20 protein-coding genes and 1 tRNA gene are annotated in these 24,041 nt (G+C 37.5%); 16 read left to right on the top strand and 5 right to left on the bottom strand.

The annotated features are described in order from the left end of the window. Positions 1 to 15: 15 nt before the first annotated feature. From HS1_RS02780 to HS1_RS02760, 4 genes are all read right to left on the bottom strand, one after another. Complete coding sequence (locus HS1_RS02780) at positions 16 to 879, bottom strand: cytochrome c3 family protein (protein ID WP_066060678.1); 864 nt, start codon at positions 877 to 879, stop codon at positions 16 to 18. A 10-nt stretch (positions 880 to 889) separates the two neighbouring features. After that, positions 890 to 1,690, bottom strand: a complete 801-nt coding sequence (locus HS1_RS02775) for a cytochrome c3 family protein (RefSeq protein ID WP_066060676.1) — start codon at positions 1,688 to 1,690, stop codon at positions 890 to 892. Between the two features lie 149 nt (positions 1,691 to 1,839). After that, positions 1,840 to 4,065: a GSU2204 family CXXCH-containing (seleno)protein gene (locus HS1_RS02765; protein WP_263046515.1), complete on the bottom strand. Its 2,226-nt coding sequence runs from the start codon at positions 4,063 to 4,065 to the stop codon at positions 1,840 to 1,842. Between the two features lie 16 nt (positions 4,066 to 4,081). After that, a complete protein-coding gene (locus HS1_RS02760) occupies positions 4,082 to 5,101 on the bottom strand; it encodes a GSU2203 family decaheme c-type cytochrome (RefSeq protein ID WP_066060667.1) in 1,020 nt (339 codons plus the stop codon). A 505-nt stretch (positions 5,102 to 5,606) separates the two neighbouring features. On the opposite strand from HS1_RS02760, the gene xerC reads away from it, so the two are divergent. Genes xerC through argF form a run of 6 tightly spaced genes read left to right on the top strand, consistent with a single transcriptional unit; the run spans position 5,607 to position 11,364 of the window. Beyond that, positions 5,607 to 6,485, top strand: a complete 879-nt coding sequence (gene xerC, locus HS1_RS02755; protein ID WP_066066421.1) for a tyrosine recombinase XerC — start codon at positions 5,607 to 5,609, stop codon at positions 6,483 to 6,485. A gap of 1 nt (position 6,486) precedes the next feature. Further along, positions 6,487 to 7,026, top strand: a complete 540-nt coding sequence (hslV, locus tag HS1_RS02750) for an ATP-dependent protease subunit HslV (protein ID WP_066060662.1) — start codon at positions 6,487 to 6,489, stop codon at positions 7,024 to 7,026. A gap of 10 nt (positions 7,027 to 7,036) precedes the next feature. Further along, positions 7,037 to 8,395, top strand: coding sequence for an ATP-dependent protease ATPase subunit HslU (hslU, locus tag HS1_RS02745; protein ID WP_066060660.1), 1,359 nt, complete (start codon positions 7,037 to 7,039; stop codon positions 8,393 to 8,395). A gap of 3 nt (positions 8,396 to 8,398) precedes the next feature. Next, entirely contained in the window at positions 8,399 to 9,283 is an 885-nt protein-coding gene (gene argB / locus HS1_RS02740; protein WP_066060658.1) for an acetylglutamate kinase, read from the top strand. After that, positions 9,284 to 10,465, top strand: coding sequence for an aspartate aminotransferase family protein (locus tag HS1_RS02735; RefSeq protein ID WP_066060656.1), 1,182 nt, complete (start codon positions 9,284 to 9,286; stop codon positions 10,463 to 10,465). After that, entirely contained in the window at positions 10,462 to 11,364 is a 903-nt protein-coding gene (argF, locus tag HS1_RS02730; protein WP_066060654.1) for an ornithine carbamoyltransferase, read from the top strand. Before HS1_RS02735 ends, argF begins: the two co-directional genes overlap by 4 nt. A gap of 203 nt (positions 11,365 to 11,567) precedes the next feature. Here argF and HS1_RS12990 read toward each other — a convergent pair whose 3' ends face one another. Then, the gene (locus HS1_RS12990; RefSeq protein ID WP_156469357.1) at positions 11,568 to 11,735 is read right to left on the bottom strand and encodes a hypothetical protein; all 168 of its coding nucleotides are present in this window, start codon (positions 11,733 to 11,735) and stop codon (positions 11,568 to 11,570) included. Between the two features lie 118 nt (positions 11,736 to 11,853). Here HS1_RS12990 and HS1_RS02725 point away from each other — a divergent pair. From HS1_RS02725 to HS1_RS02685, 10 genes are all read left to right on the top strand, one after another. Further along, positions 11,854 to 11,937, top strand: a tRNA-Leu gene (locus HS1_RS02725). Between the two features lie 18 nt (positions 11,938 to 11,955). Then, positions 11,956 to 13,287, top strand: coding sequence for a trigger factor (gene tig / locus HS1_RS12745; protein WP_082757566.1), 1,332 nt, complete (start codon positions 11,956 to 11,958; stop codon positions 13,285 to 13,287). Further along, on the top strand, positions 13,284 to 13,889 hold the full coding sequence (gene clpP, locus HS1_RS02720; protein ID WP_066060652.1) for an ATP-dependent Clp endopeptidase proteolytic subunit ClpP: 606 nt from the start codon (positions 13,284 to 13,286) through the stop codon (positions 13,887 to 13,889). The genes tig and clpP overlap by 4 nt, the downstream gene beginning before the upstream one ends. 1 nt (position 13,890) lies before the next feature. Then, positions 13,891 to 15,141: an ATP-dependent Clp protease ATP-binding subunit ClpX gene (clpX, locus tag HS1_RS02715; RefSeq protein WP_066060650.1), complete on the top strand. Its 1,251-nt coding sequence runs from the start codon at positions 13,891 to 13,893 to the stop codon at positions 15,139 to 15,141. A 194-nt stretch (positions 15,142 to 15,335) separates the two neighbouring features. Then, complete coding sequence (gene lon / locus HS1_RS02710; protein WP_066060648.1) at positions 15,336 to 17,759, top strand: endopeptidase La; 2,424 nt, start codon at positions 15,336 to 15,338, stop codon at positions 17,757 to 17,759. Between the two features lie 84 nt (positions 17,760 to 17,843). Beyond that, positions 17,844 to 18,383, top strand: a complete 540-nt coding sequence (locus HS1_RS02705) for an isochorismatase family protein (RefSeq protein ID WP_066060646.1) — start codon at positions 17,844 to 17,846, stop codon at positions 18,381 to 18,383. A 1-nt stretch (position 18,384) separates the two neighbouring features. Next, positions 18,385 to 19,704: a UDP-glucose dehydrogenase family protein gene (locus HS1_RS02700; protein ID WP_066060644.1), complete on the top strand. Its 1,320-nt coding sequence runs from the start codon at positions 18,385 to 18,387 to the stop codon at positions 19,702 to 19,704. Next, positions 19,705 to 20,961 (top strand): histidine--tRNA ligase, encoded by a 1,257-nt coding sequence (gene hisS, locus HS1_RS02695; RefSeq protein ID WP_066060642.1) that lies wholly within the window; start codon positions 19,705 to 19,707, stop codon positions 20,959 to 20,961. It abuts the gene before it with no gap. An 8-nt stretch (positions 20,962 to 20,969) separates the two neighbouring features. After that, on the top strand, positions 20,970 to 22,763 hold the full coding sequence (aspS, locus tag HS1_RS02690; RefSeq protein WP_066066418.1) for an aspartate--tRNA ligase: 1,794 nt from the start codon (positions 20,970 to 20,972) through the stop codon (positions 22,761 to 22,763). 16 nt (positions 22,764 to 22,779) lie between these two features. Further along, entirely contained in the window at positions 22,780 to 24,033 is a 1,254-nt protein-coding gene (locus HS1_RS02685; protein WP_066066415.1) for a glycosyltransferase, read from the top strand. Positions 24,034 to 24,041 lie beyond the last annotated feature (8 nt).

Raw genomic sequence — 24,041 nt, 5'->3', positions numbered from 1 at the left:
AATCAAGTTAATTCTTTACTTTACTGCTGTTTTTGCTGGTAAATTATGAGGGTCTATGTGACATTGTAAACAATTTTTAAACTTTTTAAGCAACTGTTTACTATGTGGTTCTTTATGACATTCCTCACATTTAGGCACATATTTGTGTTTATTATGACAGGCCACACAGGCTACATCATGGTGTTTACTCTTATTTTTTGCCAAGGTAGTAGCTATATCATCATGACAACTAGCACATATTTCATTAGGGGTCTCTTTTGCATATTTTAAACGCCTTGTAGGGCTATGCACGGGATGACAAGCCAAGCATTGCTCATTTTTAGTAAGACTAGTGGTATGGGGCTCGTGACAATCCATACAAGAGGGAATATAACCATGTCTTTCATGACATAAAGAGCAAGCCTGTTGTTTATGTAAACTGGGATATTGCTTCATTTCATCACCAACCTTTCCGTGACAAGTGAGACAATTGTCTTCTAACACTGTAGACATAGGAATTCTCTTAGGGGCATGAGGCTCTATATGACATTCCATACACTTAGGCAACGTTTCTCCATGGAATAGTCCATGACACCTCTGGCACTTGGGCATAATTTCAGACCAATTTTGCTTTATAGGGTTATATACGTGATATTGGGTATGGCACTTGGTGCATTCAATTTGGTGTCTTCCTCCTTCTTTCCTAACAAGCATATAAAGAGACATATGACACTGCCCACACTGAATGGGTGTCAATGGTTTAGGTTTTTCCAGATATAACTCTGCTACCTGTGGCCTTTCTTTGGTGGGAAGAGTTGGTTTTTTAACTCCCTCTTGTGCACAAGCAATGATTATTAAAACACATATGGCACCTAATAATATAAACCTTCCTGATTTCATAACCCCCTCCTTATTTTGTTAAATCATGTGCATCTGTGTGACACATAATACATTGAGGAAACTTTGCTACCATTTCTTTGGGATGAGGAGCACCATGGCAAGTTTCACACGTAGGACGGATTCCATGTTTGTTTCTGTGGCAATAAACACAAGTCAAATCATGGTGTTTAGTTTTGTTTTTGTCTAGAATATCTCCTATATCATAATGGCAAGCACCGCAATAGCTATTTGGTACCTCTGTTCCATAGGTAATTACCAGTGGCTTATGTGGAGGGTGACAACTTAGACAATCTTTGTTTTTCATTTCTGCTGTATGGGACTCATGGCAGCGTAAACAAGGAGGAATTTCTTTGTGGACGGTATGACAGTCATTACATGCAAGCTTGGTATGGGCACTGGGATACGTTTTAAGCTGTTGTTGCTCTTCTTTATGACATGTTAAACAAGCTTTTTTAATTTTTCCCTTGAATTTAATATCTAAAGGAGTATGGGGATTAGAATGACAGCCTGCACAGTTTTTCAGTTCAAAATGGGGCTCTCCACTATGACATACGTCACATTTAGGGATAATCTCTTCTTTTGCTACCATAGGGGGATGACCTTCATGACAATCTACACAGCTCACTTCTGTTTTATGCCTAGCTCCCTTTTCCTCTACTTGATGAACTACTTTAGGGTGGCATTTAATACAATCCTGAGAGGTTAACTGCGCAACTTGTTGTTCTTGGGTCCATGCATTCCCATATCCTAAAAATATCAGTAATGAAAATACTAAACCTACTATCAAAAACCTCTTTTTTGGTAAATTCATTCTGATTCCTCCCTTACCTAATCTTCAAGCTTAGATACCATTTATAATAATTTCTGTCAAGTAAAAACTCTGACTTTTTCTCTATTAAAAAATAAAAAAGGCCCCTTTAAGAGGCCTTTTCACTTAAATATAAAAAAGTAACTATTTTTTTAATACCAATAATTCAAGGTGAGCATTCCTATATGAGCCCTTCCTGTTCCATCATAAAGGTATGGGTCTGCATCTCCATAATAAAGGTAATTGTATCCTGCAGAAAGGGCGAAGTTTTTATTTATTATATAAGAGGCAGAAAGTGTTAAGTCCAATTCCCTTATATGTAAGTCAGAATAATCCGCTACATTTGAAAAATCATAATTGTAATAACGCTCACGTGCTCCATCGGTTCCAGGGGCATATTCTAATGGGCCTGCGAAATTAAAGGCTTCTATGTGTGCCTTTGAATCAGTATAGGCAGAAGCTATGTTAAAACTAAGTTTTTTAGTGGGTATATAATTTATATTAAAAACTCCAGTGTGACCCTCCATAAAATAATGCCCATTTGCTATCTTTGAACCATACAGGTTCGTCCATGTTCCACCAGCTCACCCATCATAAATGGGCACACAAAGTGGATTAGTTGTCTTCCCATGCCTATAAAGATAAGACATGCTGAAGTTTAACTTATCAAATGGGGCATACCAAAGGCTTATAGAAGGCATATGGGTCCAGTTTTTCCAACCCACTGAATCATTTTCTTCTTTCATAAAACGATAAAAACCAGTAATTGAAAGCCTATCCAAGATAGGAATTGTAGTATCAAATCTAATTTCGTCTCTCCTGGTGGGCAAATTGGTGAGTGTTTTATTTCTCATCTCTTGGAGTTCCCAATATTGAGTTCCATTAAATGGACCTCCAGCAATAGTTGATTCTTCTCCCACAAACGCTGCATTCTCATTAGCAAATGGAGCATAGATACTTTGATATTTATAACTTAAGCTGGTTCTTATAGGTTTTTTAATAATAGGAGGTGTAAATCTGGCATTTATACCCAATTTTAGACGATGTTCTTCTGTCTCATTTTCACCTGAGAGATAATAGTGGTCTCTCTCAATCTGTTTCCAAAGATAGCTCCCTCTTAAAGTGATTCCTTTCATAAGCAGATAGGCAGCATCAAAACCCACTTCGTATTGTTTTCTAGACATAGCTGAATCTCTCACAAAGTCGGGGTCATTTGCATTATAACTCCCTCCGTGTGAAGGGTCAGCATAAGTATGCCCGGCATTTGGACCAGCAATACCTGTTGGCTCATTGGTATCTACAAATATACTTTCATTGGCTAAGTCTAGCCACCTAAAGTGAACATTCATAGCCAGACCAGGAATTATAGAACTAGATAGTCTAGAAAAGATACTTTTAAGATTAAATTGTAAGTCTTGTTCTTCATTTTCTGTGCGTGAATATATACCACCTAAAAACATTCCTGTACTCATAGAAGGAATATAGGTATTAAGTTTTGCCTTATGTGAAAATTTTCTTGACTTTGGAAGTTGGTTGTATGGTAGTTTAGCATCTTGATATTGAATCCTATCATCAAAAATATATCCTTTCCCACCAGGGTGAACTGGGTCATCATAATAAATTTCAGGAGCTAAGGCATCTTCACCAAACTTTCTATCTAAAAATTCATAACTAAAACTGGCATGAACTGATTTATTCCTGAAGGTGGCAACAAATCCAGGATTGTAGTCTTCAATATGTTCATTGATTACTTTACCGTTACTTACTACATGACAGGCAGAACACTTCCCACCCATGGTCAGGGCCTGTCTTCTACCCTTCCTCATTTCTTTTCTGTAGTTAAAGAATGCCTTTAATTCAAAAGGTAAGTCCATTGGAACCCTGACCGTGGTCTTACTCTCCATCTCAGAGCGCATTATTCCATATTCGGTAGATGGCTCAAGGTCAGTATATGTTACCAAAGGTGGTATGACTTTGCCCCCTTCTTTTGCATTAGTAGCGGCTGCACGGAGATTGGTTAATGGGTCATGATCAAGCCAGTGATAAAATCTATAATAGCTAAATTCTTCAGTCACATATCTTTGCATGTCTATATTACCAGAGTATTGCTGGTCATCATCTTCATAATAGGTGGCTTCGCCTGAAAAGTAGGTATTTTCTATCCTGCCATCTAAAGAAAAGCTAACATCAGGATTAACTCCCGTATCTAAAACATCATATTCTCCCACTTTTACTTTGGTCTTTCCATCTACCCCTACACCATGAATTCCAGTCTTAACTTTTATATTTACATCTTTATTATTTTCTTCAGAAAAGCTTAAAGATACAAATAGGATACAGACAAACACCATCAAACATATACCTATTTTTTTAATCATAGCTTTATCCCTCCTCTTATCTAGTTAATGCCCTTCCTTGCCCAGGCACTGACAAGGAAGGAAGGTCTGAACCATGAACTTGGGAATGACACTGAGTGCACTTTGTAGTAAACGCCATTTTAAATCCCTGAGCAGGAAATGGTCCAGTGTATGGTGTTTCTCCAGAATTTCCTATTAAGATATCTTTATGCTCAGGAACACTAAGTTCTCCCACTCCACTTTCTTTACCTGCATGAAAATGGAACTCATGACACTGCAAGCAAACAAATGGTTCATTTTGTTTTAAAAGATTGTTTGCCACTGTTCCATGAGGTTCATGACAGATAGTGCAATCTTCTACTACTGGCTCATGCTCATAGATGAAAGGTCCTTGATAACCGGCATGGCATTTAAAACAGAGGTCATTTATTCTTTCTTCTGTCTTTAAAGACTTAATAGGAGAGCCATGGACATCGTGGCAATTATTACAGGTCATCCTTCTTCTGCCTGTCCTTTCAGATTCCCAGATAGGATGGTGAGAAGGATAAAGGGTTTTCATCCTTATATCTTGATGACACTCATAGCAAAGTGATGGCTCAGTTTTAACCAAAAGTTTTTTCTCCTTCGGATTATGTATCTTATGGCAATCACTACAGGCATTTCCGTTTAGAGCATGCTCACTAGTTCGCCAATATGACTGAGTGTGACACTGAAGACATATTTCTGATTTTTCTGCATAATTTAATTTGCCAAATCTCAAAATCTTTTCTGGGTCGCCTTCTTCTGAATGGATACTTCCTGGACCATGGCACCCTTCACAGCCCTTCTTTATTCCTATTGCCTCAAACGAGGCCAGACGTCCATGAATAGAGGTTTTAAACTCTGCATATAATTCCTCATGGCAACTAGCACAAGTTTCACTACCTACATAACTTGCCCCCTCAATGGTAGGTAATGTTGCTTTTACAAAACCTCTATGTGCACAACGAGAGAAACCCAAAATCAATACAATAAAGCCAAAACCACATACCAACCTTAAAAAAATGTGCTTTTTCATACCCCCTCCCCTTTAACGGAATCACCTTTTTACCTGTCAACTCCTTTATCACAAACGAAGACAAAAGTCAACAAAAAAATAACACCCAAAATCCGCTTATAACCTTTGGTGTTTGTTGTTTCACCTTTTAGGTGACAGTGATACGTCAAGGTTAACTTTCACTAACCTATTTATAGCTTAGCAGATTGCTCCGTTAAGCCATCAAGACCAAGCCCTTCAGGGTGGCTTTCGCCAGTCTTGATGACACTTCGCAATCTGCTTTTTAAAAAGTAGAGTTGGGTAAAGGAATAAAATGTCTTAATATGGAAACTTTAACATGGCTATGTTTTAGGTGAAGCTATGTTTTTAAAAATTTGCTTTATTTTACTACATTTGCCTGCCCGCAGGCAGGCGGGTGGGTTCTCTTTTAAAATTATCATGGATTTGGGGTATTAGTCTCCATAAGAGATATAGATTGTGATTATATTCCTCTTGATTTTAAGTGTGGTTGTGTTATTTAAAAACTATGAGAAGCTTTTTAAAGCAATTTTTACAATATTTACAAGTAGAAAGGAATCTTTCTCTTCATACTATCCGAGCCTATGATTTGGATTTAAAAGGGTTTATAGACTTTTTAGAGCAAAAAAATATTTTTCAACTCCAAGAGATTACCTCGCAGCAAATTCGCGCCTATCTCATGTTTTTAATACAATCTTTAAGCCGCTCTACAGTAAACAGGAAACTGGCTTCTATTCGTTCCTTTTTTAAGTTTTTACTTAAAAAAGGTTATATAAAAATACATCCAGCAGAGGCTATCTTTGGGCCTAAACAGGTAAAGGAACTTCCTCAGTTTCTCACGGTAGATGAGGTTTTTAGACTTTTAGATAGGCCTAAAGTGGAAACATTCTTAGATATTCGCAATAAGGCTATTTTAGAATTACTTTATGCTACTGGGATTCGAGTGAGTGAATTGGTAGGATTAAACCTTGATGATGTAGATTTAAAGACAGGTAAAATTTTTGTTTATGGAAAAGGCAGAAAATATAGATTGGTATTTATGGGAGAGAAGGCCAAGCAAGCATTGGAAAATTATCTACAGATAAGGAAGAAATCAGTTAAAAAAAGGGGAGAAAGGGCATTTTTTCTTAATTTCAGAGGTAAGCGGCTTTCCGCACGCAGTGTAGAAAGAATAGTGAAAAAATATAGTATCCAGAGCATCTTTAAGGATGTTTATCCTCACATGCTTAGACATAGTTTTGCCACTCATCTTTTAAACCAAGGAGCAGATTTAAGAGTAGTCCAAGAGTTATTGGGTCATGTGAGTTTGGCTACTACCCAAAAATATACCCATGTTACAGTAGAGAAATTGATGGAGGTATACGATAAAACTCATCCTCGGAGTTAAAATGCCTATAATAAAAAGCACTACTATTTTAAGTGTTCGGCATCAAGGCGTTACAGTTATGGCCGGTGATGGCCAGGTGACACTTGGCCAAAATTATATTATGAAACATAAGGCACAAAAGGTAAGAAAACTCTATTATAATAAAGTGCTGGCAGGTTTTGCTGGCACTAGTGCAGATGCCCTAACCTTATTTGAGCGATTTGAGAAAAAATTAGAGCAATTTAATGGTCAACTAAAGCGTTCAGCAGTAGAATTGGCTAAGGATTGGCGCACAGATAAGATGTTAAGACGGTTGGAGGCCCTTTTATTAGTAGCAGATAAGTCTACTACTTTAATCATTTCTGGCACAGGAGATGTGATTGAACCAGATGAACCCATTGCCGCTATTGGTTCAGGTGGTGCTTATGCCTTGGCTGCTGCCAAGGCCTTATTAAAATATTCTAATCTAGATGCAGAGCAAATTACTAAAGAGGCTATGCTTATTGCTTCTTCTATTTGTCCTTTTACCAATACAGAATTGGCTTTAGAAATCTTGGATTAAGGGAGGTTATATGTCTCTTTTGACACCTCAGGAAATCGTCGCTGCCTTAGATAAATATATTATTGGTCAGGATAAGGCTAAAAAGGCAGTGGCTATTGCTTTGCGTAACCGTTGGCGCAGAAAACAAGTCCCTCCACCTTTAAGGGATGAGATTGCCCCTAAGAATATTTTAATGATTGGACCCACAGGAGTGGGTAAAACAGAAATTGCACGTCGTTTAGCAACCTTAACTAACTCACCTTTTGTGAAAGTAGAAGCCACCAAATTTACGGAAGTAGGTTATGTGGGAAGGGATGTGGAATCTATAATTCGCGATCTAGTAGATATGGCTGTCAATATGGTTAAGCAAGAAGAGACAAAAAAGGTGATACTTCAAGCAAAAGAGATGGCTGAAGAAAGACTCTTAGACCTTCTTTTACCTAGACCTAAAAAGAGGGTTTCTCGTGAAGATGCCTATTTAGAAGTAGTGCAGAAAGGGTCTTCTTATGAGCCGGTTAGGGAAAAAATGAGAGATATGCTTAAGGAAGGAAAATTGAATGAAAGATTTGTTGAATTAGAAACTACGGAAAAAGCTTTGCCAGTAATGGAGATCTTTTCTGTTGCCGGATTGGAAGAAATGGATATTAGTTTCAGAGAAATGTTTGAATCCATGTTGCCCAAAAAGAAAAAAAGAAAAAAGGTGAAAATTCCAGAGGCATTGGAAATTTTAACTCAAGAAGAATCGCAAAAATTGATTGATATGGATAAGGTGATAAGTATAGCCAAAAAAAGGGTAGAAGAAGCAGGCATTGTATTTATAGATGAAATTGACAAGGTTACTACCTCAGACTCTACCCGTCGGGGACCTGACGTTTCTAGAGAAGGAGTGCAAAGGGATTTATTGCCTGTAATAGAAGGAACTACAGTAAATACTAAATACGGCATGGTGCGGACAGACCATATTTTGTTTATTGCTGCTGGGGCATTTCATGTAGCAAAACCATCAGAGTTAATTCCTGAATTGCAAGGAAGGTTGCCTATTAGGGTAGAGTTGGACTCTTTAGGGGAAAAAGAATTTAAGCGAATTTTAACTGAACCTGAAAATGCTCTGGTTAAACAATATAAGGCACTTTTAAAGACAGAAGGCATAGAGATAGAGTTTGAAGAACAAGCCATTGAGGAAATTGCTAAAATTGCGGTGGATGTGAATGAAAAAACGGAAAATATAGGTGCTAGGCGACTTTATACTATTATGGAACGATTGTTAGAAGATATTTCCTTTGAAGCCCCACAAAGAAAAGGAGAAAGGATAATAATTGATACTGATTATGTTCAAAGTAAATTGAGTGATGTAGTTAAGGATGTGGATTTAAGTAGATATATTTTATAGGCAATGGAAGAGCTAATCAAACGAGCTGAGGTTTTAATAGAATCTTTACCTTATCTGCGCGCATTCTATCAAAAAACCTTTGTGATTAAATATGGCGGTCATGCTATGGTGGATGAAACATTAAAGAAGAATTTTATTTTGGATATGGTTTTATTAAAATATGTAGGTCTAAATCCAGTCATTGTTCATGGAGGCGGACCTCAAATTGGAGAATTTTTAGAAAAAATGCATATTCCCTCAAGATTTGTAGGAGGATTGAGGGTGACGGATGATGCTACCATGGATATAGTGCAGATGGTATTAGTAGGAAAGGTAAATAAAGAGATTGTTAATTTGATTAACCAAGTTGGAGGTAGAGCAATTGGACTTAGTGGAAAGGATGGCTGTTTAATTGAGGCCAAAAAGATTAATTTTCAAGAAGGAGAATTAGCTGATAAACCACCAGAAATCATAGACTTAGGCCATGTAGGCCAAGTGGTTAAAATAAATAAAGAAGTCTTAGAGTTGTTAAATAATAAACAGTTTATTCCGGTAATCGCTCCGGTAGGAATGGGGCAAGGAGGTGAGACTTTTAATATCAATGCCGATTGGGTAGCAGGGGAAATAGCTGGTGCACTTAAAGCCAAAAAACTTATCTTTCTTACTGATGTGCCTGGAGTTTTAGACAAACATCATAACTTAATTTCTTCTATGAGGGTTGAAGACGGAGAAAGGCTGATAAGAAACAAAACTGTTACAGGAGGAATGATACCTAAAATCCAAGCAGCTATTAAGGCTATAAAATCAGGTGTAGAAAAAGCACATATCATTGATGGCCGCATCCCTCATGCCATTTTACTGGAGTTGTTTACTAGCCGGGGTATTGGGACAGAAATTATTGGTGAATAAATGGATTGGATAAATAAAGATAGACAATATATAATGGATGTATATGCGAGACTTCCTTTGGTAGTAACTAGGGCCAAGGGATATAAGGTTTGGGATGATAAAGGTAAAGTGTATACTGATCTATTTTCTGGCATTTCTGTGTGTAATCTGGGCCATTGTCATCCTAAGGTAGTTAAGGCAGTAGAGGCTCAAATTTATCGGTTGTTTCATATTTCTAATCTTTATTATACCCTTCCTCAAATTGAGGTAGCAGAACTCCTAGTCAAACATTCCTTTGCAGATAAGGTCTTTTTTAGCAATAGTGGGGCTGAGGCCAACGAAGCAGCGATTAAGCTGGTTAGAAAATGGGGAAACCAGTTTTCTCCTCCGAAGTATAAAATTATTACATTAGAAGGTTCTTTTCATGGGCGCACCATGGCTACTATTACAGCCACTGGACAGCAAAAAGTAAAATCAGGCTTTGCACCCCTATTGCCAGGTTTTATCCATGTTCCATTTAATAATGTTAAAGCCATAGAACGAGCCATTGATAAAGAAACAGTAGCTATTATGTTAGAGCCTATACAAGGGGAAGGGGGAATTAGAATACCATCTCCTCGGTATTTAAAGAAAGTCCGAAAAATTTGTGATGAAAATCAAATATTGCTTATCTTTGATGAAATCCAAACTGGGATGGGAAGGACGGGGACGCTGTTTGCTTATGAACATGAAGGGGTGAAACCAGATATTCTCACCTTGGCTAAGTCTTTAGCAAATGGCCTTCCAATTGGAGCCATGTTGGCTAAAGAACAGATAGCAATGGCTTTCTCTGTTGGAAGTCATGCCAGCACCTTTGGTGGTAACCCTGTTTCCTGTGCCGCAGCTAAAGCTGTGCTTAAAATATTAACTGGCACAGAGCTCTTGGAATACACTAGACAAATAAGTGCATTTTTTAAAGAAAAACTTCATCAATTAAAAGAAAGGTATAAAATAATTAAGGAAGTTAGGATATGTGGCCTTATGATAGGTATAGAACTTGATATAAAGGCCCAAACTATTGTAGAAAAATGTCTGCAAAGGGGATTTCTTATTAATGCTGTTCAAGCAAATGTCTTACGTCTCTTACCACCTTTAATAATTGAAAGGGAGGCGATAGAGGCATTTATAGAAGTATTAGATAAGATATTAAGGGAAGAGCAGTGAAAAAGGACTTGATTACTATTTTGGATTTATCTTCTGAGGAAATTTTGTCTCTTATAGATAGGGCGATAGTTTTAAAAAAGAATTATAAGGCAGGTATAAAATATATACCTTTAGTAGGTAAAACCTTGGCCTTAATCTTTGAGAAACCATCTACCAGAACGCGGGTATCTTTTGAAGTAGCTATGTATCAACTAGGGGGTCAAGTGGTGTTTTTGACTAAAGATGTGACCCAGATGTCTCGTGAAGAACCCATTAAAGATACTGCCAGGGTGCTTTCCAGATATGTAGATGCTGTTGCTATGCGCACCTATAGTCAAAATCTTATTGAAGAAATAGCCAGGTGGTCTAATATTCCTATAATTAATGCCCTTTCAGATAAATATCATCCTTGTCAGGTATTGTCTGACTTAATGACTGTTCAAGAATACAAAGGAGACCTTGAGAGGTTGAAGATTGTTTGGATAGGTGATGGCAATAATGTTTGTCATTCTTGGATCAATGCCGCGATAAGGCTTGATTTTACACTTTATCTAGCCTGTCCCAAGGGTTATGAGCCAGCATTAGATGTGTTAGAAAATGCAAAAAAAAGAAAAAACATTATCTTTACCTATGACCCTATTGAGGCAGTAAAAGGAGCAGATGTAATAAATACCGATGTGTGGGTGAGTATGGGTCAAGAAAGAGAGCAAAAGACAAAAGAATGTTTTTTCCCATATCAAGTAAATTCAAAGCTCTTAAGTTATGCCAAACCAGAGGCTATTGTTATGCATTGCCTTCCTGCCCATCGGGGAGAAGAAATCACTGAAGAAGTAATAGAAGGATCACAATCAGTGGTATTTGATCAGACAGAAAACAAGCTACATTTGCATAAGGCCCTGTTAGAGAAATTATTAGTATAATTTTTGTTTGTCCTAATTTTCAATTAATAAAAATTGCTGGTTTTGAAGTGCAGCGTAAACCTCTATTCCCCTTCTTTTAGGTCCCTCGGCTATTTTTATATCTACACTTTCATCCAGATAAAGCTTGAAAAGGCAGTGTTTGCCACTACCAGGTGCTATTTTGTCTTCCTGCCTGTAAGCAGACAGGTAATGCTTGGTTAAGTCTATTCATCATGTAGCTTATCCCCTTGTAGCCTTCCAGTATAAAATACCTTCCTTACCATACTTACATACAGTATATAATACCCTGTCATCATTTTTAGATATAACCCCATTATCTCTGAACAGAAGTAATCTAATATTTTTTCAATTTCCCTTTGTGGCCATCTCATATCCTTTATTTTGTTTTCTATTCTGTGAGAGGAGACGTTGGAATAAAAAATCAATGGTGGATTTTGGGTTTGTAGTTTATCTTGACTATCTTAAGTAAATAGTATAATTTTTAAAAAGGCGAGGGTGGCGGAATTGGCAGACGCGCCAGACTTAGGATCTGGTGGTTATTCCGTGCGGGTTCGAGTCCCGCCTCTCGCACCAAATGAAAATGAGGGAAATATGGAAGTTAAAGTCGAAAAAATTAGTCCTGCACGGTGTAAGTTGGAAGTGACTATACCGAAGGAAAAGGTAGATGCAGAAATTGGAAGTCTTTATAGAATGATGCAAAAAAAGGCAAAAATAAAAGGGTTTCGTCCTGGAAAAGTACCCATGTCTGTGGTTAAATCATTATATCGTAATGAAATTCTTAATCAGGCTTTATCCAATCTTATTGAAAAAACTTATCCTGAGGCATTGAAAGAAACTCAACTGTTGCCCATAAAAGAAACCTCTATCCAACCAGAGACTATCAGAGAAGGAAAGGTATTCAAATATGCAGTTACTATAGAAGTGCTCCCAGAGTTTGAATTGCCAGAGTATAAAGGTGTAAGTGTAAAAGTTACTCCCATAGAAGTTACGGATGAAGAGGTAGAAAAAGAATTAAACGCCCTTAGAGAAACCCATGCTGAATTAAAAAAAATAGAAGAACAGAGACCATTAAAAGTAGGAGATTATGTGATACTTGACTTTCAAGGTTATATGGACGAAACTCCCTTACAAGATTTTAAAGCCACAGACTATATGGTAGAATTAGGGAAAAAACAGATTAATGAAGATATAGAAAAAAAATTGATAGGGGCTAGCATTGGTGATAAAAAAGTGGTTAAACTTCATTATCCCAAAGATTACCAGAATGAGAAAATGGCTGGTAAAGAAATAGAGCTCCATTTATTTGTAAAAGATGCGAAGGAGAAAGTATTACCTGATTTAGATGATGAGTTTGCTAAAACAATAGGTGATTATCAAAACTTAGAAGCACTAAAAAAAGACCTTAAGGAGCGAATAAAACTAAGGAAAGAAAAGATTAGAGATGAATATATTAAAAATTATGTGCTTAATTCTCTGGCAGAGAAAGTGGATGTTGAACTTCCAGAAAGTTTGGTTGAAGAGGAATTGAAAAGTATGATAGAGAGGGCTACTCAATTTACTACTCCTGAGGTGCGTGCATCCTTAGACTTGGATAAATTAAGAAAAGACTTATATCCTGATGCAGTCTTGAAGGTGAAAGGTCAACTTATTTTAAGTGCCATTGCCAAGAAAGAAAATATTGATGTTGAAGAACAGGAAGTGGAAGAAGAGTTAAAATTACTGGCAGATAATTTAAAGGTGCCTTTAGAAAAAATGCATACTCCTTATGTTATAACTCGGATTAAAACCAGAATTGTAGGTGAAAAAACGCTTGTTTTTCTCAAAGAACATGCAAACATAAAAGAAGTTAGCAGAGAAGAAATAAATAAACAGGAGAAAAAAACAGTGAGAGAAGATGTGAAACAAAATGAGGTGGAAAAATGAATTTAATTCCCATTGTGATTGAACAAACAGGACGAGGAGAGAGGGCTTATGATATTTACTCTCGATTGTTAAAAGACCGTATTATCCTTTTGGGGAGTCCAATAGATGACGCTATTGCTAACCTCATAATAGCTCAATTGCTTTTTTTGGAGTTCCAAGACCCTGATAAAGAAGTTCACTTTTATATCAACTCTCCTGGAGGGTTGGTTACAGCAGGGATGGCCATTTATGATACCATGCAGTATATAAAAGCACCAGTATGTACCTATTGTGTGGGTCAAGCTGCTAGTATGGGTGCTCTTTTGTTAGCTGCTGGAACACCAGGTAGAAGATACGCACTTCCCCATGCACGGATTCTGATCCATCAGCCTTTAGGAGGGTTTCAAGGACAAGCAACAGAAGTGGAAATACAGGCTAGAGAGATTTTGCGGCTGAGGGCAGAGATAAATAAAATTTTAGCAAAACATACGGGACAACCCTTATCTAGAATAGAAGAAGATACAGAAAGAGACTTTTATATGAGCAGTGAAGATGCAAAAAAATATGGTATTATTGATAATGTAATTATGGAAAGAGTTAAACAAGGAGATTCAGAGACTTAAAATGGCTAGAGTTTCAAGTAAAAGGGAGAAAAAACTTTATTGTTCTTTTTGTGGGAAGAGCCAGAATGAAGTGAGGAAGTTGATAGCAGGTCCTTCTGTGTATATTTGTGATGAATGTATTGAATTATGTAATGAGATATTGGCTGAAGAATATGAAAAAGAAGACATTGAACCAGGAATTACTCTTCCTAAACCAAGGGCAATAAAGGCATTTTTGGATGAATATGTAATTGGTCAAGAACAGGCAAAGAAGATTCTTTCGGTAGCAGTATATAATCACTATAAACGCATTTATACCCGTCGTGAAATTGATGGAATAGAGTTACAAAAAAGCAATATTTTATTAATTGGCCCCACAGGTTGTGGAAAGACCCTTTTAGCTCAAACATTGGCCAAGATGTTGAATGTGCCTTTTACTATTGCTGATGCAACTACTTTAACAGAGGCAGGTTATGTTGGAGAAGATGTAGAAAACATCATTCTTTATCTTGTTCAAGCAGCAGACTACGATGTTGAACGTGCCTCTCAAGGTATTGTCTATATTGATGAAATTGACAAAATATCACGCAAGACAGATAATCCTTCTATTACCAGGGATGTTTCTGGAGAAGGTGTTCAACAGGCCCTTTTAAAAATTATAGAAGGGACAGTGGCTAACATTCCCCCTAAAGGTGGACGAAAACATCCTCAGCAGGAGTTTTTAAAGATTGACACTACTAATATTCTCTTTATTTGTGGGGGTGCATTTGTTGGTTTAGAAGAGATTATACGTAGCCGCATAGGTGTTAAAGGTATGGGTTTTGGTGTAGAGATAAGAGGAAGGGGAGAAAAAGATAGAAGTAAGATTTTAAAACACCTTCAGCCAGAGGATTTGATTAAGTATGGAATGATTCCAGAATTTGTAGGACGTATGCCAGTAAGTGCTACTTTGGATGACTTGACTGAAGAAGACTTAATGAAAATACTGGTGACTCCCAAGAACGCAGTGGTAAAGCAATTTCAAAAGTTGTTTAGAATGGAAGGTGTAGAATTAAAGTTTACCGAAGGGGCCTTGAGGGCCATTGTAAAGGAGGCTATCAAGCAAAAAACAGGTGCTCGGGGTCTTAGAAGTATTATTGAATATGTGCTCTTAGATATTATGTTTATTCTTCCTGATTTAGAAGGTGTTAAGGAATGTATAATCAATGAAGATGTGATTTTAAAACATGCACAGCCTATTCTCCTCTATGAAACTAAGGCCAAAACAGCTTGAGTTTACCATTTGTGGGTGGATGGGGCCAAATTTCTAATCTAGGGCAGTTCGAAAAATAGGTTTTTTCAACACCCTGTAGAGAAGTAACGTGAATACAAGCGTATGCTAAGTTTTCAAAAAAATTCTCTTTCTTTTATTTTGAAAAGTGTTTATAATATAAAATAAAGCAATATAAAATGGAGGTTTGAACGTTTATGTTTATTTTTAGTCGCAATAAGGAAGGGAGCAACAAAATAACTTTGCCTTTGTTACCTTTAAGAGATGTGGTAATTTTTCCTAAAATGGTTATTCCCCTTTTTGTAGGTAGAAAAAAATCTATTGCTGCCTTAGAACATGCTATGGCTCTTAATAGAGAACTCCTTTTATCTGCCCAAAAGAGTGCACAAGTTGACGAGCCAACAGAAAGTGGGATTTATAGAGTAGGCACTATAGGTCATATCCTCCAACTCTTAAAGTTGCCTGACGGGACAGTAAAGGTTCTTATTGAGGGAGAAAGCAGGGGCCGGATTTCAAAATACCTTTCTCATCCCGAATTTTTTCTTGTTGAAGTAGAAGAGATAAAAGAAACTTTTAAGTCAACAATAGAGACCGAAGCGATAATGCGGTTATTAGTCTCTGCCTTTGAAGAATATGCTAAACTTAATCCTAAAATTAATTCTGAAATTGTAGCTACTGTGTCCTCCATCAAAGAGCCAGGCCGTTTGAGTGATACAGTAGCTGCCCATTTAGCCGTCAAGGTGGAACAGAGACAAAAGATACTTGAAACCTATGATGTAAATAAACGATTAGAATTAGTGCTTGGTCTTACCAAAGGGGAGATTGAGGTTATAAAGACGGAACAGCGTATCAAGGCTCGAGTCAAGAAACAGATGGAAAAGATTCAGAAAGAGTATTACTTAACAGAGCAGATGAAGGCTATCCAAAAGGAGATGGGTGAAGGAGGAGATGCAAAGGACGAAATTAAAGTGCTTGAACGAAAGATAAAAAATACACCTATGTCTAGGGAAGCTCGACAGAAAGCATTGCAGGAGTTGAGGAAATTAAAAATGATGGCTCCTATGTCTGCTGAGGCCACAGTGGTCAGAAATTATATAGATTGGCTGATTTCATTACCGTGGAACAGACGGGCTAAAGTGCGTTTGGATATAAATGAAGCAAAACGTATCTTAGACGAAGACCACTACAGCTTGGAAGAGCCTAAAGAGAGGATTTTAGAATACTTAGCTGTTCATCATTTGGCAAAGAAAGTAAAAGGTCCTATTCTTTGTCTAGTGGGCCCGCCAGGTGTAGGTAAGACTTCACTTGCTAAATCAGTAGCTAGAGCGACAGGACGAGAGTTTGTGCGTCTTTCTTTGGGCGGAGTGAGAGATGAAGCAGAGATAAGAGGACATCGGCGGACTTATATTGGGGCATTGCCTGGAAAGATTATTCAATCACTACGCAAGGTAAAAACAAATAATCCTGTATTTTGCTTAGATGAAATTGACAAACTAGGAATAGACTTTCGGGGTGACCCTGCTGCAGCCCTGTTAGAAGTGCTTGATCCAGAACAAAATCATGCTTTTAATGACCACTATTTAGATGTAGATTACGACCTCTCTGAGATATTGTTCATAACTACAGCTAATACTCTACCTACCATCCCTTGGCCTTTACAAGATAGGATGGAGATTATTAGAATACCAGGTTACACAGAACTTGAAAAACATCGTATTGCTACTCAATTCCTTATTCCAAAACAAATAAATGCCTGTGGTCTCAAGCCGGAGCAGATTGCTTTTTCAGATAATGCCATTTATGAAATTATTCGTTTTTACACCAAAGAAGCAGGTGTTAGGAATTTAGAAAGATGTATTGCCTCTATCTGTAGAAAGGCAGCTAAACAGATTGTTGAGAAAGGAGTAAAGACCCAGATTAAAGTAACCAAAAAAACAGTGGCTCAATACTTAGGAGTCCCCAAATATCGATTTAGCCAAACCGAGGAAAAAGACCAAGTTGGTGTAGCTACAGGATTAGCTTGGACAGAATTTGGAGGTGAATTGTTACAAACAGAAGTGGCTATAATGCCTGGTGAAGGCAAACTAATCATTACTGGAAAACTAGGAGAAGTAATGCGTGAATCAGCCCAAGCTGCTCAAAGCTATGTCCGCACACGGGCGGTCCAAATTGGTTTAGAGCCTGAGTTTCATAAAAAAATTGATATTCATATTCATGTTCCAGAAGGAGCAGTTCCTAAAGATGGACCATCAGCTGGTATTACTATGGCTACCGCTTTGGTTTCGGCCTTGACCAAGATACCTGTAAGAGGGGATTTGGCTATGACCGGAGAAATCACCTTAAGAGGCAGAGTGCTTCCTATTGGTGGGCTGAAAGAAAAGTTGTTAGCAGCTCATCGGGGTCATATAAAAAAGGTTCTTATCCCTAGAGATAATGAGAAGAATTTAAAAGAAATTCCTCATAAAATTTTAAAAGCCTTGCAAATTGTCCTGGTAAGCCACATGGATGAGGTGTTGAAAGAGGCTTTAGCTACACCTATTTCTGTCAAAGAAAAGCCTTCGCCTCCACCTCAAGCTGTTTCCCAAAGGCCTGATCAAAGGCTTCCAGCAGTTATGATGTAAAGTAAGACCTGACTCTTAGAGTCAGGTCTCCCCTTGACATTCTCTGTTTCCTGATTAAAATCAGCCAAAACTTTGGAGGATTTTATGTATTTAAACCGAGAAGAGACAGTGGTATTTATAGTGGATATGCAAACTGAACTTTTTAAAGTCATAAGTAGGAAAGAACAATTATTGCAGGATGTCATAAAGTTGCTCAAGGGATGTAGTATATTCCAGCTTCCTACAATAACTACTGAACAGTATCCTCAGGGGTTAGGACCTACCTTGCCAGAAATAGATTCATTTTTAGATGAAACCAACATTTTTTCTAAACTTTCTTTTTCTGGTTATACTCCTGAAGTTAAGGATTGTTTAGAAAAAATAGGTAAAAAAAAGGTTATCCTGATTGGGCTAGAATCCCATGTTTGTGTCTTTCAAACTTGCCGTGATCTTTTAAAGAATGGTTATCAAGTATTTATACCTATAGAATGTGTATCCTCTCGTTCTCCAATTCACATGCATAATGCTTTAGAGTTAATGCAAAACATGGGGGCATGGATTACCAATGTGGAAACTGTTTTATTCGATTTATTGAAAACAGCTCAAGCCCCTGAGTTTAAATCCATTTCTTCCTTGGTAAAGTAAAATGCAACTTTGTGTAATTGGACCTGGCTATGTAGGTTTGGTAACTGCAGCCTGTTTTGCGGAAATGGGAAACAATGTGGTTTGTGTGGGAAGAAAAGAAGACCCCATTGAAGATTTAAATAAAGGAATTATCCACATTTATGAACCAGGCTTAGAAGATTTAATAAAGAGGAACTTAAAAGATGGACGTATTTTTTTTACAGATGATTTAGCAACAGGGATTAAGGATTGTGTAATAATATTTATTGCTGTAGGCACACCTTCTGGAAGCGATGGGAAGTGTGATTTGACCGCTCTTTTTCAAGTAGCAGAGGAAATTGGAAGGGTAATGGATGACTATCGGATTATTGCCATCAAATCTACTGTACCTGTGGGCACTAATGAAAAAGTGACCCACATCATTGAGCAACAGTTAAGGACTAGAGGTGTTAACTTGGAGTTTGATGTAGTTTCCAATCCTGAATTTCTTAAGGAAGGTGATGCTGTAAATGATTTTATGAAGCCTGACAGGATAATTATTGGTACTAATAATGGACATACGGCTGCAATTATGCGAGAAGTTTATGCCCCTTTTGCTCGTTCTAGAGACAAATTAATGGTCATGGACCCTCGTAGTGCAGAAATGACCAAATATGTGGCTAATTGTTTGTTGGCTACCAAGATTTCCTTTATCAATGAAATTGCCAATATCTGTGAAAAAGTGGGAGCAGACGTAAACTTAGTTAGAAAGGGCATCGGTGCTGACCACCGTATTGGCCCTTACTTTATTTATCCAGGTGTAGGCTTTGGTGGTTCTTGTTTTCCCAAAGACCTAAGTGCTCTTATTCACATGGCAGAAGAGCATGAGTTTAATCCTGTCCTTTTAAAGGCAGTAAAAACGGTTAATGACCGACAAAAAAAGATAATAGTTGAAAAAATAATTCATTATTTCAAAAATAGGGGGGGTATAAAAGACAAAAAAATAGCTATTTGGGGGTTATCTTTTAAACCTAATACTGATGATATACGGGAAGCGCCATCTATTGAGATTATTTCCCGCTTACTTCTAGAAGGAGCCGAAGTCAAGGTCTTTGACCCCATAGCTACATCTCAAGTAAAAAAAGTTTTTGGAAATCAAATTCAATATGCTGAAAATGCATATGCAGCCTTAAAAGAAACTTCAGCTTTAGTCTTAGTGACCGAATGGAATCAGTTTCGCCACCCTGATTTTGAGCGGATGGCTGAATTAATGCAAGAAAAGGTAATTTTTGATGGACGTAATCTTTATGAACCTCAGGAGCTTAGAGCAAGGGGATTTATCTACTTCGGTATAGGGAGATAAATGGAGATTCGGACTATAAGGGGTTTTAGAGATATTTTACCTCCAGAGGCAAAAAAATGGGAGTATATGGAGGGGACAGCTAGAAAGATATTACTCCTTTTTGGTTTTAAAGAAATCAGGTTGCCTATTTTGGAAAAAACACCGCTTTTTGCCAGAAGCATTGGTGAAACTACAGATATTGTTGAAAAGGAAATGTATACCTTTATAGATAGAAATGGAGAGAAGCTCACTCTCCGGCCTGAGGCTACCGCTTCAGTGGTAAGAGCATTTATTCAGCACAGCCTTTATCATCAACCTAAAAGTGCTAAGTTATTTACCATTGGTCCTATGTTTCGTCGAGAAAGACCACAAAAAGGCCGGTACCGCCAATTCTGGCAGATAGACGCAGAAATATTGGGTTTTGATTCCCCGCTAGTGGATGCAGAAATAATCCTTGCTCTCAATACAATTTTAGCATCTTTGAAGATATCCCATTATGAAATTCATTTAAACTCTTTAGGCTGTAAAAATTGTCGGAGGGAATTTAGACAAGCCTTAGGTAATTATTTAGAACAAAAATACCCTAATCTTTGTCCTGATTGTCAAAGAAGAGTCAGATTAAATCCGTTGAGGGTATTTGACTGTAAAGTATTAAGTTGCCAACAAGTAGTAAAAGATGCACCCTTAATTGTTGATTATCTGTGTTCAGAGTGTAAACGTCATTTTGAAACCCTCAAATTATACCTTTCCCACTTAGATATAAAATTTATTTTAAACCCCAGATTAGTTCGTGGATTGGATTATTATACTAGAACTACTTTTGAGGTGATAATTCCTGATATTGGGGCTCAAAATGCAGTGGCAGGTGGGGGCAGATATGATTATCTGGTTCAGGAATTAGGAGGCAAACCTACCCCTGCTATAGGTTTTGCCATTGGGACTGACAGATTATTACCTTGTGTGCCTGATGCTATAGAAGAAATCAGACCCGTATTTTTGGCCCTTTTAGGAGAAAAGGCAATTAAGTTTGGTCTTGATTGGGTAACTACGCTAAGACAAAGGGATATTTATACAGAAATAGACTATCGTCTAGGAAGTTTAAAATCCCAATTGAATCGGGCTAATAGCCTTCACGCCATTTTGGCATTGATTATTGGTGAAAATGAGATAAAAGAAAGCAAGGCCCTTTTGCGCCATATGGATACAAAAGAACAAATAAAGGTAAGTATTCAACCTCAGGAAGGATTGTCTGAATTGTTGAAATTGTTAAGGAGGTAAAATTGGATATAGATTCTCTGGGAGACTGGAAGAGGACTCATTTTTGTGCTGCCATAACAGAGAAAGACTTAAAGAAAGAAGTCATTTTGATGGGATGGGTTCAAAGGCGACGAGATCATGGGGGTGTTATTTTTGTTGATTTGAGAGATAGAACAGGTTTAGTGCAGGTAGTTTTTGACCCATCTATTAGTAAACAAGCTCATGAAAGGGCTGATTATTTAAGGGCAGAATGGGTTATTGCCGTAAAAGGAAGGGTGAGACACCGCCCACAGGGTATGGAAAATCCTAAATTAGCTACAGGCTATTTTGAAGTGGCGGTCAATGAAATAAAAATATTAAATACCTCTCCTTCATTGCCCATTTTAATTGAAGACCATGTTCAAATAGGAGAAGCTGTTCGTCTAAATTTTCGTTATTTAGACCTGAGACGTCCTTGCTTGATGCGCAATATTATTAAACGCCATGAATGTGCTCAAGCAGTGAGACAATTTTTGAGTGAACACGGATTTTTAGAAATAGAAACACCTTTTTTGACTAAAAGCACTCCTGAAGGAGCACGTGATTTTTTGGTTCCTAGTCGTTTACATCCTGGAAAATTTTATGCCCTTCCCCAATCACCTCAGTTGTTTAAACAAATACTTATGATAAGTGGTTTTGACCGGTATTTTCAAATTGTGCGATGTTTCCGGGATGAAGACCTCCGGGCAGACAGACAGCCTGAGTTTACCCAAATAGATATGGAGATGTCTTTTGTAAATGAAGAAGATGTTATGGAAATCTCAGAGGAATTACTGGTTTATCTTTGTGAGAAGGTATTTGGGAAGAAACCATCTACTCCCTTTCCCAAACTTACCTATGCTGAAGCATTGAGCCGTTATGGCACAGATAGACCTGATTTGCGTTTTGGCCTTGAATTGCAAGAAATTACCGATATTATGACTAAATCAAAGTTTGAAGTCTTTGCCTCTGTGGTAGAAAAAGGAGGTGTCATAAAGGCCATTAATTTAAAGAAAGGGAGTGTTTTTTCCCGCAAAGAGATTGATGATTTAACTAAATTTGTGCTAGAATTTGGGGCAAAAGGTTTGGCGTGGATAAAGGTAAAGGGTGCAGAATGGCAATCCCCAATTGTGAAATTTTTCTCTGAGGAAGAGAAAAATGCCCTTGCGCAGCGCCTTAAAATGAAAGAGGGTGATTTGGTATTTTTTGTGGCTGATGAGCCTCAAATTGTCCATGAGGCATTGGCTAATTTAAGGGTTGAATTGGCTAGAAAAATGAATTTAATCCCTGAAGATGCAATTTCCTTTTGCTGGATTACAGAGTTTCCCATGTTTGAATATGATGCTATTGAGGGAAGATGGCAAACCGTTCATCATCCTTTTACCATGCCTAAAGAAGAAGACTTGCTTTACTTGCCTGAGCACCCTGAAAAGGTCAAAGCCCGTTCTTATGATATTGTTTTAAATGGGACTGAGATCGGAGGAGGTAGTATCCGTATTCACCACAGGGATATTCAAGAGTTGATTTTTAAAGTGATTGAACTTTCAGAAAAGGAGGCCAAAGAAAAATTTGGTTTTCTTTTGGAGGCCTTGAGTTATGGTGCTCCTCCCCATGGGGGTATTGCCTTTGGGTTTGACCGGTTACTTATGTTACTTTGTGGGTGTGAAAGCATTAGAGAGGTGATTGCCTTTCCTAAGACACAAAAAGCTACTTGTCTTTTATCCGATGCACCTTCTCCTGTGACAGCCGAGCAATTAGATGAGTTATCTCTTAAACTAGATGTGGCCAAAATCCAGGATGCATGATAATATAAAGTATTCTATGGCAGAGATAATCGGAATTGAAATAAATCCCCAAGAGGTAAAAGAGGCAGAGATAATTGTAGGTATACCTTCTTATAATGAAGCAGATACTATCGGATTTGTGGTTAAGCAAGCTGCTGAAGGGCTGAAACAATACTTTTCTAAATATCGTTCTGTCATCATAAACTGTGATGCAAATTCCAAAGATGGCACAAAGGAAGTATTTTTAAATACTTCCACTGATCAAATTCCCAAAATTTATCTTTCTTTACCTCCTAAGATAACAGGAAAGGGAAGTGTATTAAGAATGCTATTTCATAAGGCATGTGATATGGGAGCTAAAGCAATCATAACTATAGATGCAGATTTAATTAGTATTACCCCTAAATGGATTCGCAATTTAGGTGAGCCTATACTTGAAGATTTTGGTTTTGTGGCTCCTCTTTATGTCCGTCATAAATATGATGGAACTATCACTAATAATGTTGTTTATCCCTTAATCAGATGTCTCTTTGGTAGGAGAATCCGTCAACCTATTGGTGGAGATTTTGGTTTTTCTGGTGAAATAGCAAAGATTTATGCCCAAGGAAAATATTGGGATGCATTAGTAGCTCAATTTGGTATAGATGTATGGATGACTACTGTGGCTTTAGCAGAAGGAATTCCTATTTGCCAATCATTTATGGGACGACCCAAGATTCATCGTCCTAAAGACCCAGCTCAATCTCTAGGAAAAATGTTTTACCAAGTAGTAGGCACTATGTTCAATTTAATGCAGTCTTTCTTTGACCTCTGGAAAATGGTGAAATGGAGTAAACCTACAGCCATATTTGGTTTTGGATTAGGAGAGACTGAATTGCCTCCTCCAGTGAGGGTTGATCAAGAAGCACTTTACCAAAAATTTTTATTGGGTTTTAAACAATACCATAACATTTGGAACAAAATATTGTTTACACCCAATTTGAATAAGTTAAATGAAATAAAAACCTTGCGCTTTGAGCATTTTGATTTCCCTACAGAATTATGGGCAAAAATCCTATATGATTTTTCTGTTGCTTACAAAAATCAAGTTGATGACCAAAAACTTATTTTAGATGCCATTATACCCCTTTATTATGGTAAGACGCTCTCTTTTGTGAAAAAAACAGAAAGAATGTCTATACAAGAAGCAGAGGAACTCATTGAATATGAATGTGAAGTATTTGAGAAAATAAAGCCTTATTTAATAGAAAAATGGACTAAGATGCAGGGCTACGTCAAAGTCAGGCCATAAGTAATTTA

The organism is Candidatus Desulfofervidus auxilii (assembly GCF_001577525.1).
Taxonomy (GTDB): Bacteria; Desulfobacterota; Desulfofervidia; order Desulfofervidales; family Desulfofervidaceae; genus Desulfofervidus; species Desulfofervidus auxilii.
This window is presented reverse-complemented; position numbering and strand designations above follow the sequence as displayed.